Origin of the sequence: Paenibacillus sp. GbtcB18, from assembly GCF_019091125.1 — a bacterium.
GTDB classification, from domain to species: Bacteria; Bacillota; Bacilli; order Paenibacillales; family NBRC-103111; genus Paenibacillus_F; species Paenibacillus_F chitinolyticus.
The window spans coordinates 1-235 of the sequence record NZ_JAGXJX010000873.1 but is presented as its reverse complement, the minus strand read 5'-3'; the positions used below and the strand labels follow the sequence as shown (position 1 = coordinate 235).

Below are 235 nucleotides of genomic sequence, written 5' to 3'. Positions count from 1 at the left end.
TGAATGGAGATGAATGCGACCGCACCAAGCTCATTCGCGATTTGGGCGCGCCCCCCCAGTTCGACGAAGGTGTCATCCGTACGTGACATAACCACCTCAAATGCCGGATCCTGCCGGAGCTGATCGAACACCTTTTTGGAAAGCGCGAGCGTGTACGCTTTCACCTGATTACCGCTCACTCCCGCAGCACCGGGGTCCTTGCCCCCGTGCCCCGGGACGATCACGATTTTATAGC

1 protein-coding gene is annotated in these 235 nt (G+C 58.3%); it reads right to left on the bottom strand.

The genetic code is table 11. The features are described from left to right. The coding region (locus KVT34_RS31180; protein ID WP_217563390.1) for an N-acetylmuramoyl-L-alanine amidase family protein at window positions 1–235 on the bottom strand (235 nt) is incomplete at both ends.